The following is a 10,654-nucleotide window of genomic DNA, read 5'->3' as shown; positions in this document are numbered from 1 at the left end:
ATAGGACGTCGCGGATTCATTCCTCAGTAGCTCAATGGTGGAGCAATCGGCTGTTAACCGGGAGGTTGTTGGTTCGAATCCAACCTGAGGAGCCAAGTTATTCAATGAATAATTAAAAAGTATTCCATTGGAATATAAAATGCTGGTGACTGATAGCTGGTCGCTGGTAGCTAAAAATAAGGCCCTATGGTCAAGCGGTTAAGACATCGCCCTTTCACGGCGGTATCCCGGGTTCGATTCCCGGTGGGGTCACCAAATTTAATTAACAGTGAACAATGAATAATAAACAATTTTCAAAGAGTCACTGAGTATCAAAATATTGTAATGCGGCCTGGTAGTTCAGTTGGTTAGAATGCCAGCCTGTCACGCTGGAGGTCGACGGTTCGAGCCCGTTCCAGGTCGCCATTTTTACAAGTTGTAAGATATAAGTTGTAAGTTCTATGTAAAAGCGCAAGTCACGAAAAGTGACGAAATACTTAGAACTTAAAACATAGAACATAGAACTAATATGCTGGCATGGCTCAACGGTATAAGTAGAGAACCAAAATTTCGATTTTTGAAATTTTTTGTGAGTCACTTAGTTAGGCAAAACAAATATAGTGCATCATTATGGGATAGGTAGTAAATAATATAAGATATGCTGGCATGGCTCAACGGTAGAGCAGCTGACTTGTAATCAGCAGGTTGTAGGTTCGATTCCTATTGCCAGCTCCATTTTTTTATTTAAAGGTAAATTATTAATATAATGATATTTAACCCGGTGGGGTTCCCGAGTGGCCAAAGGGAACAGACTGTAAATCTGTCGGCTCAGCCTTCGATGGTTCGAATCCATCTCCCACCACCAAATAGCAATGAACAGTTAAAAGTGAATAGTAAATAATGAAAAGCATATAATAGAGATTCTTTATGGGGTCTCTTTTTTTATGTAATTGAATCTTTCACCCGTAAGACTTGACTCTAGCACTGATGACTGAAGACTGGCTGCTAGTAGCTAATGCGCCGCAGGCGCTATTCTTCTTATGTGGAAAGGGGAAAGTTGAAAGCGGAATTTAAACTCGTATATAGGCGAACACAATTCTATCATCTCACTATATAGGCTATCAATGATAATCTATAGGCTTTTACATAGAACTTATAACACCAAACTGTTTTACTTATGAAAGTGAGGGTATAAGTAAAATATAACACGAACAAGGGGAGGTTATAATATGAAAAATATTGCAATACCCATAGATGGTTCTGAAGGTTCAAAGAAAGCAATGGCAAAAGCAAAAGAGTTTGCAAGGGTTTTCAACTCTAATATTACTCTCTTAAATGTTAGAGAGATTCCTGTGCAAGAGGGATACTATAACAAAATAGAGGATTATTTAGCATTTGTTAACGAAATGTCCGAAAAGGTATTAAATGAAGGCAAGGAGTTCTTTTCTGATTTAGAATGCAATATAAATACAGTATCAATAGAAGGTAATGCAGCTAGGAGCATCGTCAAATATGTTGAGAATAATGATATCGATTTAGTTATTATTGGATCTGAAGGACTTAATGCTGATGGTATTAAAAGAGTTTTAATTGGTAGTGTTGCAAATAAAGTGCTTCATAGACTGAATAAACCTCTATTAATTGTCAAATAACACAAATAATTGATATTAAAAATGTGAATTTGGGGGGATGGTAATGAAAACTATTTTAGTAACTATTGATGGATCAGACTATTCTAAGAGAGCTATGCTAAAGGCAAAAGAAATTGCCAGAGTCTTTGATAGCAATATTATTCTTTTAAATGTTCGAAATACAATTATACCATATCTTGCATTTGAAGAAACTCAAAAATACTATCATATGTTAAAAGATAATTCAGAAACATTACTACAAGCGGCTAAAAAACATTTTTCTGATATGGAGGACAAAGTAGAACTAGTATCTTTAGAAGGCGATATTGCCACTGAGATAATCGATTATAGCGAAAATAATGATATTGATTTAGTAGTAATGGGATCTATGGGTTTAAGTGCTGGATTAATCCAAGGATTTTTATTAGGAAGTATTGCAAATAAAGTAGTTCACGGTATTAAAAAGCCAATATTAATTGTCAAGTAATTCTTTAGTCATCAGCCATCAGCCATCAGTATTCTAGGGCAGAGCTTTGTGGGTCAAAGGTTTAATAAGCTTGCATATTGCCAATGAGTTAAATAGGAAAAAAATAAAAGGGTTATAAAATCATTTTGATTTTATAACCCTTATTTTATTAACTGATATTTATATGTAGTTAAGTCTTAGACCTGTGAAACTGGACCCTAGTGCTGATGGCTGGCCGCTGGTTGCTTAATAGCTTACTCTACTATCCCACCTTCAACAACTACAGATTCAGGATCTACGGTATCACCATATACAGGTTTTAATGTAGCTTCATAATTCTTGTGCATGAAGTTTTCTTCCCCTAATTTTTTAAGCTCATCATTAACCCAATTTAATAGTTCTGTATCTCCCTTTTGTACTGCAGGTGCGATATAATCTTGGTTTCCAAGTTCAGTAATACCAGTTGTGAAACCTTCATTTTCAACAACCCAAGCAAATACTAATGTATTATCATGAGCTAATGCATCCCCACGTCCATCTTTTAAAGCATTAAATGCTTCTGTGTTTTGATCATATTTTATTAGTTCGATATCTGGGTGATTTTGAGTGAAATACATTTCTGCTGTTGTTCCTTTGTTGACAATCAGTTTTTTACCTTCTAATTGCTCTACATCTGTAATTACAGAACCATCTGGTGATACGATGCCTAAACTAACCTTCATATATGGATTGGCAAAATCAACAGCTTCTTTTCTTTCAGGAGTTACGGTAAAATTAGCCAATATGAGATCTACTTTTCCAGATTGAAGGTATTCAACTCTGTTAGCAGCTTCTGTGACTACAAATTCAACTTTTGATTCATCACCTAGTAGATCTTTTGTTATACGTTTTGCAAGATAAATATCGTATCCTTGATTTTCACCATTTTCGTCAATGTATCCAAATGGTGGCTTGTCTCCAAAGACTCCTATTCGGATTACATCATTTTCTTTGATTTTTTCAAGAGATGATAGTTCTTCTTCAGGTTGGCTACATGCCACAAATAAGCCTGCCATTAAGATCAAAATGAATGCTAAAGATATTAATTTGTTTTTTTTCATTTATTATTGCTCCTTTCATTATCAAAACTAAATGTATTTAAGAATTTTTGTGCTCTCTCTGTATTTGGATTTGTAAAGAATTCTTCAGGAGAAGCGATTTCTGCAATCTTACCTTTATCCATAAAGATGATTCGATCTGCTACTGCTCTGGCAAAAGCCATTTCGTGGGTAACAATAATCATTGTCATCCCTTGATTAGCTAATTCTAGCATAACGTCTAAAACTTCTCGAACCATTTCAGGATCTAGTGCTGCTGTTACTTCATCAAAGAGCATTATTTCAGGATTCATACAAAGTGCTCGAACAATGGCTACCCTCTGCTTTTGTCCACCTGAAAGCTGTCTTGGATAAGCGTCTATTTTGTCTATAAGCCCTACTCTTTCAAGAAGTTGTTTTGCTTCTTTTATAACGTCTTCTCTATTTCGTTTCTGTACTTTAATAGGGCCTAGCAAAACATTTTCTAAGATTGTCATATGAGGAAACAAATCATAACTTTGAAATACCATTCCAATCTTTTGACGTATTTGATGCCATTGAGTTTTGTCTAAGTTTATGATTTTGTTATCTAGTAAGATTTCTCCAGATTGAATCTCCTCAAGTCCATTGATACAGCGAAGCAGTGTACTTTTACCACATCCAGAAGGACCTAATACAACCACAACTTCACCTGAATGAACTTCTAAAGATATATCAGATAAAGCGACTAAATCATCGTATTTTTTGTGTAAGTTTTTAATTTGTAATAAGGGTTTCTGATCTTCTACACCCATACGTAAACCCCCTTTCATTTAAATTACATGCTTTGTTTACAAGTATATACATATTATTAATACGTAACTTAACTTTTATGCTCTCTTAGAAGAATGACCCCAAAGGCATACATAAACACTGATCGTTGATTGATGGTAGCTAAGCGAAGCGCCTAGCTTTGCCATTTTTCTTCTAATTTTCTAGAAAAAATAGTCACAGGATAACAAATAATAAAGTACAGGAAGAAAATAAACCCATAGACCCAAAGAGATGCAGTTGGGGTTTTTAAAATAGAGGACTCAATAATTTGCTGACCTATTTTTAATACTTCTATCACGCCAATTAAGACGGCTAATGAAGTAGTTTTAATCATGCGTGTAGCTAAATTAATTGCTGCCGGGACAAGCCTTCTTACAGCTTGAGGAATAATTATGTACCGATAAATTTGAAGGTCTGTGAGCCCTATTGCCTTACCACTTTCTTTCTGATGGACAGGAAGTGATGTTACGGCCCCTCTTACAATATCACCCATTTCAGCAGTTCCCCAAAGTGTAAACACAATAATGCAGACGACTTCTCCGTCTAAGTGAATGCGAAATGCTTTTGTCACACCAAAATAGAATATGAATAACCAAACGAGCAAAGGTATGATTCGGATGGCTTCTAGGTATATTCTACATAGAATATTGATTATTTTATTTTTTCTAAGCATTAGAAGTCCAAATGCAATTCCTAATACTGTTGAAAGGATAATAGAGACTAAGGCAATTCTACCTGTTATCAAGAGTCCACCAAGGAGGCGTTGCATATTGATTCCTTGAAATAAAACTCTAACGCCCAAATCCTGCATAGCGTATCCTCCTTTCTAGTAGAGTAATCCCTAGGGACATTGGCAGTAAAATAATCAGATATGCGATGACCAAAACCAGAAGTGCCTCATTGGTTTTATAATACATACCAATTAAATCCTTTGCCACAAACATTAAATCAGCTAGGGCGACTGCACTAAAAACGGAAGTTTCTTTTAATAAAAAAATCGCATTGGCGCCAATTCCAGGGATAGCTACAGCTATTGCCTGGGGTAAAATCACATAGCGTATTAATTGTGGATTCGTAAGTCCAATGCTCAAACCAGCTTCTATTTGTGTCTTACTTACAGCCTCTAGTCCACTACGAAAGGCTTCAGCCATATAACTGCCTCCTAAAAAAGTAAGTCCAATTATGGCACAAGTAGTAGACTCTAATTTAATGCCTAACTGAGGTAGCCCGTAATACAGGAAAAATAGCTGAATTAATAAAGGTGTATTTCTTGATAATTCAATATATATAGCTACTATTCTCTTAAGCCCCTTAACTTGGTAATATGTAATAATGCTGCATAATAAACCTAAGAGAAGAGACAAAACAATTCCCAATAAACCTATGACTAGAGTAACTTTCATTGCTTCCACATATAGAGGGATACTTTTTATAATAAATGGAACGTCCGTAAAATCCACCTCCTTAAGAAGATAAGTATAATAAAATTTTAGTTTATATTATTAAAGTATACGTGGATAATCCCTTAATGTCAATGGATTTGAACAAAAAAATATTAAACTTATTTGTTTAGTTGGCATTTTATTATTCTATAGTTTTTACAATTAAAATATAGTAAAATTGAATAGTCTATTAGAGTGTATTGACAATAATTGTTATTGATATTAGACTAAAATTAATAAAATAAAAATATATTATTACAATATATTTAGGCATCTTAAAGGAGACACAAGGATGGAAGATTATAAAAGCAAAAAAGATGCATTACAGAATGAATTATTAATCAGAAAAATGATAAAAGAGCATTTAGACATTAAAGATGAAGAACAAGTGAAGACTATGGAGAAGTTGTTTATCTACAATTTATTAAATTAATCTATTGGTAAATAATAAACATAAAATGATTAAGGGCAATTTATAAATAATACAGTTATATTTTAAGAGTAGCCGTATTGGCTGCTTTTTTGTATGTAAAATTTTTCTAAGACTCAATATGTAGTTGGTTTTCACTATAGAGTTTATAAAAGTTCTTGATATTATGAATTACTTTGTTTATAATTCAGTTTATATATTAAATTTTAAGGGAAATTTTGTGTAAAGGAGTAATGAAAGGAGTAATGAAACGAAAATTGATAGTATGATAAAAATTTAAAATTTTTTATTTGTTCAATTATGCAGCATTAGGACCTACAAAAGAAAAAAAATTTAGGAGAGTTGCTCAGTGATTGTTAAAATATCTGTAATACTTATATATCTATTATGTATGATTGTTAATGGTGTAATTAGTAGAAAGAAAATTGTCGATGCAGATAGCTATTATACTGGAGGGAGGAATGTAGGTGCAATAACCAGTGCTAGTGCATATTTAACTACATTTTTTTCTGCAGTAATGTTTAGTTTATGCGGTTCTTTGGGTTTTGAAATGGGTATAAGCGTTATGTGGATTGGAATTATGAATGCATTTATTACGGGTTTATTTGCTTGGACATTTCTTGCCGGACGTACTCGCCAATTGTCAGAAGATTTAGGAGTATATACATTGCCTCAGATAGTTGAAGCTCGTTTAAACTCACGTTTTTTAAGGATGTTCACGGCATTTGTTATTTTAGCATTCTTGATTCCATACTCTGCAAGTGTTTATCAAGGCATAAGCTTTATTTTTCTAAGATTGTTTGATATTCCTTTTGAGTACTGCATCATAGCTTTGGCAGTTGTTACTGCTTTGTATGTCGCTCTTGGCGGAAATTCAGCAATGATGTCTAACAGCGTAATTCAAGGGGGCTTGATACTTGTATGCGTTTTAATTTATTATATTGTTTTTTTCAAAAATGAAGCTATTGGAGGATTTAAAGTAGGATTACAAACTCTCGTTTCCCTTGAAGGCGGAAGAGATTTAGTTGCACTATTTGGAGGCAAAAATTTTTTAAAAGTTTTTGCTACGGTAATTCTAACAAGTGTAGGAGGATGCGCAACGCCACAACTAATCAGCAAATTTGTTTCTGTTGAAAAAACCCAAATTAAAGCTACCAGTATTATTGCGACTGTTGGTTGTTTGTTGATTGCAGGAGGAATGTATTTTGTTGGTGGTTTCAGCCAGATTTTTTTTCAGAAGGGATATCTAACTCTACCAGATACTACAGATAAAGTAATGGGTACAATCATGTATTTTATAACAAATGATTTCTTTTTTACTTTGATATTTATTATGCTTTTAGCCGCTTCTATGTCTACTTTAGCAGCCCTTGTCCTTACTGGAGCTTCAGCGCTCACAGAAGATCTGTTACCTGTTATATTTAAAAAATATAAATTAAGTGATAATAAAAAAATTATATTAGCACGTATCTTTAGTTCACTATTTATTGTGCTATCCGCGATTATGTCTATAATACCAAATTCTATCATATCTCTTATGTCCATTTCCTGGGGTATGATTGCATCCGTATGTATTGGTCCCTATTGGTATTGTGTGTTTTCAAAACATACTAATAAAATTCCAGCGGTTATTTCATCCATTTATGGTTTTATATTTATGTCAATAGGTGTAGGTATTTATGGCATGCCATCTGCATCAATAATTGCTTCTATATCAATATTAACAACAATAATGATAATGTTTGTTCTTGCATTCATTTGCGATAGAGTGGAAGCCAATAAGAAAGTGCAATGAGAGAAGTAATATAGAACAAATAGTGGATGCACCTTATGTATAAAAGGGGATGCAAAAGGCATCCTCTTTTTTTGTGATTGTACACTTATATTTAAGAAAACACTCATAAATCGGCGTACTATTCAAAGAATTTTAGAATATAAATGTTAAGAGGAGGTGTGAACTTTGATTGATGAATTGTTAACATTACAATCTTTAGCAGAATTCCCTGTATTAGTTTTATTAGTCGGGGTAATCACACAGATTACAAAACGTTTTATTGATTGGATTTTACTAAAATTTTTTGATATCATCTTTATGCCAACGGAGATTATATCCTATGTAATCTCCTTGTTATTGCTTTTATCTATTAGCTACGCAAGTGGGAGTTTTACAGATAAAACAACACAAGAATTGTTTGGAGTAATACTTTTAGACTTAATAAATGCTCTAATTGTATCAATGGCTGCAAATAAAGGTTATGAGCGAATTACGGACAAAGAAACCCTCATTTCAAAAATTCAAAAAAAGAAGTAGGCTGCGGTCTACTTTTTTCTTGAATGATTTTACGGATAATACATAAACTAAAATTCTAGAATCATTAGTTAAAGGGAGGAAGGATTATGGCAACTTGGAAAGATGACAATGAAAAAATGAATTTAACATTAAGGCAAGTTTTAAAGCAAATTGAACACGTCTATGATCCCAATTTTGATTTATGGAATGATTATGTATTAAACGATGAATTTAGTACAGATAACGAAGAATAAAAATTAGTTAGTACTTATAAAGCCAATATGTAGATTATTATAAAACTGCATATTGGTTCTTTAATTTACTTTTAATTTACACTATCTTAAAAAATAATATAAAAACATTGAAATACTTTTAAGTTTATGTTATTCTATTTATTGCAGATAAGTGCCGAAGTGGTGGAATTGGCAGACGCGCTGGACTCAAAATCCAGTGAGGTAACACTCGTGCGGGTTCGACTCCCGCCTTCGGCACCATTATTTTCAAAAGCTTTATTAGATTTAAAAAATAGTTTATATCACATAAAAAACAAATATATATAAAATAAGTAGAAGCCTTCTAAGTTAAAGGCTTTTTTTAGTTGTTAGCAAAGTTCGTTTTCTTGTTTTTACAGCAAAATTATTGAGCTCTTTTATACAATAAAACCATACTTCATTGTTTTAGATTTAGTGTTACCAAATACTTCTAGTAAGGAAATCTGAAAATCAATAAGAATAGTAAAAATAAGCACTCAAAAAAACATTATTATATCAATGTTGTCTGTCTTTTATAACTGTATGTGACTGCAAAAGAAAGAACTAGAATACTATGGAGCGCAGATGGAATAAAAGTCGATAAATTAAACAAGTTCATTAAATATGGTTCTAATGGAGGTACTACCGATGAAAAAAGTAGGATTTATATGTGTGCACAACTCCTGTCGTTCACAAATTGCAGAGGCCTTAGGCAAACATTTTGCCAGTGATGTATTTGAAAGTTATTCCGCAGGGACAGAAACCAAACCTCAGATCAATCAGGATGCTGTTCGATTGATGAAAGAACGATACGGCATAGATATGGAGGAAACTCAACATTCCAAATTAATTGATGAACTTCCACCTATTGATATTGTCGTAACTATGGGTTGTAATGTAGTATGCCCTTACTTGCCTAGTGAAGAAAAAGAAGACTGGGGCCTTGATGATCCTACGGGTAAAAGCGATGAGGAATTCATCGCGGTGATTAATACAATAGAAGAAAAAATCAAGGATTTAGCACAAAGATTAAAAAAATAAAAGCTAGTTTATTTAAAGTATTATTAGATGAAACCGGATTAAGAATTTTAATTTTGTTATACCATAAAATCCTTTGTGTATGTCAGTTGCAGGGAATAATGAGCGAATCGCAACCTAAAATTTGAAAGCATCTGGCAAAATTAAGAGATATGGGATTTGTTAAGCGTGAAAGGCAATCTCACTATTAAAATAAATTTTAAAATAATTGCTCACCTTGTTAAAAAATATTGAACAAATAAAGTTTATATGTTAAGATAAAGTTGTTACAGAAAGTAACGTAAATTGCTGCAAGAATGCAGCCAAAAGATAAACTAGAGCAGTCATTGATTGAAAGTTAAAATAAAAATTAAAAATAAGAGAACACGATGGAACCACGAAGGTACTGTCATCAGAAAGATGACGTATTTTGTGGTTCTTTTATTTTGAGGAGGTTATTATAGTGAAAACATTGTTAAAGGATATCGAATCCTATTGGTCAAAACGCTCTGTATCTTATTCAGATGGAATCAAAAAATGTTTAGAGGATGATAATAAAAAAGTTTGGATAAATGTGTTATTAGAAAATTTTCCAAAGCACGAAGGAAAGGAACTTAAAATACTTGATATTGGAACAGGTCCAGGATTTTTTGCTATTCTACTAGCTAAAGCAGGCTATGATGTAGTTGCTGTAGATTATACTGAAGAAATGTTAAAGCAGGCTGCAAGCAATGCAAAGGATTGTAAAGATAAGATTACATTCCGTCAGATGGATGCGCACTCTTTAGATTTTGACGATGAGTCCTTTGATGTTATTATTACTCGTAATCTTACTTGGAATTTAGAACGACCAGTTGATGCGTATACAGACTGGCATCGTGTTCTTAAAAAAGGTGGTCGTATGCTCAATTTTGATGCCAATTGGTATGGATATCTTTTTGATGACAATAAGGCAGAGCATAGTAATGTTGACATTGATAAACTGTACTGCGATTATCACTTTTATTCAGAGAGCGATATTATGGAGTCTATTAGTAGACAACTTCCTCTTAGCAGGTACCAAAGACCTCAGTGGGATTCAATGATTTTATTAAATATCGGATTTTCAAAGGTATTAACGGATACAACTATATATGAAACAACTTGGACAGAAGAGGAAATTGCACTCTACCCAGATAGTTTGGGCTTTATGATACGAGCAGAAAAATAATATAAATAATCATAATACGAACTTATTTGGCAAATAAAAAAGTGACTTA

Annotated in this window: 12 protein-coding genes and 6 tRNA genes; 14 read left to right on the top strand and 4 right to left on the bottom strand. The window is 33.1% G+C overall.

Annotated elements, in window-relative coordinates; translation table 11 throughout:
* The first annotated feature begins 20 nt into the window (after positions 1-20).
* From DES36_RS08990 to DES36_RS08960, 7 genes are all read left to right on the top strand, one after another.
* Positions 21-95: transfer RNA gene (locus DES36_RS08990), tRNA-Asn, on the top strand.
* Positions 96-180: 85 nt separating this feature from the next.
* Positions 181-255, top strand: a tRNA-Glu gene (locus DES36_RS08985).
* Positions 256-328: 73 nt separating this feature from the next.
* Positions 329-405: transfer RNA gene (locus DES36_RS08980), tRNA-Asp, on the top strand.
* Between the two features lie 234 nt (positions 406-639).
* Positions 640-714: transfer RNA gene (locus DES36_RS08975), tRNA-Thr, on the top strand.
* A 45-nt stretch (positions 715-759) separates the two neighbouring features.
* Positions 760-844, top strand: a tRNA-Tyr gene (locus DES36_RS08970).
* 364 nt (positions 845-1,208) lie between these two features.
* Entirely contained in the window at positions 1,209-1,631 is a 423-nt protein-coding gene (locus tag DES36_RS08965) for a universal stress protein (RefSeq protein WP_113920886.1), read from the top strand.
* 43 nt (positions 1,632-1,674) lie between these two features.
* Positions 1,675-2,097 (top strand): universal stress protein, encoded by a 423-nt coding sequence (locus DES36_RS08960; RefSeq protein ID WP_170128253.1) that lies wholly within the window; start codon positions 1,675-1,677, stop codon positions 2,095-2,097.
* Between the two features lie 233 nt (positions 2,098-2,330).
* Here DES36_RS08960 and DES36_RS08955 read toward each other — a convergent pair whose 3' ends face one another.
* The 4 genes from DES36_RS08955 to DES36_RS08940 all read right to left on the bottom strand — a co-directional run bounded on the left by DES36_RS08955 (position 2,331) and on the right by DES36_RS08940 (position 5,425).
* Complete coding sequence (locus DES36_RS08955) at positions 2,331-3,176, bottom strand: cysteine ABC transporter substrate-binding protein (RefSeq protein ID WP_113920884.1); 846 nt, start codon at positions 3,174-3,176, stop codon at positions 2,331-2,333.
* A complete protein-coding gene (locus DES36_RS08950) occupies positions 3,173-3,946 on the bottom strand; it encodes an amino acid ABC transporter ATP-binding protein (protein WP_113920883.1) in 774 nt (257 codons plus the stop codon). The genes DES36_RS08955 and DES36_RS08950 overlap by 4 nt, the downstream gene beginning before the upstream one ends.
* Positions 3,947-4,098: 152 nt before the next feature.
* On the bottom strand, positions 4,099-4,776 hold the full coding sequence (locus DES36_RS08945; protein WP_113920882.1) for an amino acid ABC transporter permease: 678 nt from the start codon (positions 4,774-4,776) through the stop codon (positions 4,099-4,101).
* Entirely contained in the window at positions 4,757-5,425 is a 669-nt protein-coding gene (locus DES36_RS08940; protein WP_113920881.1) for an amino acid ABC transporter permease, read from the bottom strand. The genes DES36_RS08945 and DES36_RS08940 overlap by 20 nt, the downstream gene beginning before the upstream one ends.
* 274 nt (positions 5,426-5,699) lie before the next feature.
* Here DES36_RS08940 and DES36_RS14830 point away from each other — a divergent pair, with 274 nt between their 5' ends.
* The 7 genes from DES36_RS14830 to DES36_RS08915 all read left to right on the top strand — a co-directional run bounded on the left by DES36_RS14830 (position 5,700) and on the right by DES36_RS08915 (position 10,605).
* Positions 5,700-5,840 carry a hypothetical protein gene (locus tag DES36_RS14830; protein WP_170128252.1) on the top strand — a complete coding sequence of 47 codons (141 nt, stop codon included), beginning with the start codon at positions 5,700-5,702 and terminating at the stop codon, positions 5,838-5,840.
* A 346-nt stretch (positions 5,841-6,186) separates the two neighbouring features.
* Positions 6,187-7,632 carry a sodium:solute symporter family protein gene (locus tag DES36_RS08935; protein WP_113920880.1) on the top strand — a complete coding sequence of 482 codons (1,446 nt, stop codon included), beginning with the start codon at positions 6,187-6,189 and terminating at the stop codon, positions 7,630-7,632.
* A gap of 165 nt (positions 7,633-7,797) precedes the next feature.
* On the top strand, positions 7,798-8,148 hold the full coding sequence (locus DES36_RS08930) for a hypothetical protein (RefSeq protein ID WP_113920879.1): 351 nt from the start codon (positions 7,798-7,800) through the stop codon (positions 8,146-8,148).
* A gap of 86 nt (positions 8,149-8,234) precedes the next feature.
* A complete protein-coding gene (locus DES36_RS14825) occupies positions 8,235-8,381 on the top strand; it encodes a hypothetical protein (RefSeq protein WP_170128251.1) in 147 nt (48 codons plus the stop codon).
* 153 nt (positions 8,382-8,534) lie between these two features.
* A tRNA-Leu gene (locus DES36_RS08925) sits at positions 8,535-8,621 on the top strand.
* 405 nt (positions 8,622-9,026) lie between these two features.
* Positions 9,027-9,419 (top strand): arsenate reductase ArsC, encoded by a 393-nt coding sequence (locus tag DES36_RS08920; RefSeq protein ID WP_113920878.1) that lies wholly within the window; start codon positions 9,027-9,029, stop codon positions 9,417-9,419.
* Positions 9,420-9,858: 439 nt separating this feature from the next.
* Positions 9,859-10,605, top strand: a complete 747-nt coding sequence (locus DES36_RS08915; RefSeq protein WP_113920877.1) for a class I SAM-dependent methyltransferase — start codon at positions 9,859-9,861, stop codon at positions 10,603-10,605.
* The last annotated feature ends 49 nt before the right edge of the window (positions 10,606-10,654 follow it).

The sequence above is a fragment of the Alkalibaculum bacchi genome (genome assembly GCF_003317055.1).
Taxonomy (GTDB): domain Bacteria; phylum Bacillota; class Clostridia; order Eubacteriales; family Alkalibacteraceae; genus Alkalibaculum; species Alkalibaculum bacchi.
This window is presented reverse-complemented; position numbering and strand designations above follow the sequence as displayed.